General features: G+C 57.8%; 1 rRNA gene. It reads right to left on the bottom strand.

Annotation, left to right across the window (positions count from 1 at the left end):
• A 16S ribosomal RNA gene (locus AC0LWN_RS32780) occupies positions 1-282 on the bottom strand; the annotation flags it as partial.

The raw sequence follows: 282 nt of genomic DNA, 5'->3' as shown, positions 1-282 counted from the left end.
TACTCTACCGGACGTTCTTCCCTGGCAACAGAGCTTTACGATCCGAAAACCTTCATCACTCACGCGGCGTTGCTCCGTCAGGCTTTCGCCCATTGCGGAAGATTCCCTACTGCTGCCTCCCGTAGGAGTCTGGGCCGTGTTTCAGTCCCAGTGTGGCCGTTCACCCTCTCAGGTCGGCTACGCATCGTCGCCTTGGTGGGCCGTTACCCCACCAACTAGCTAATGCGCCGCAGGCCCATCCTCTAGTAGCAGATTGCTCCGCCTTTCATCCTTTCTTCAGGT

This window comes from Paenibacillus sp. sgz302115 (assembly GCF_056120445.1).
The sequence above is the reverse complement of the archived record's forward strand: the minus strand, read 5'-3'. Positions and strand labels throughout refer to the sequence as shown.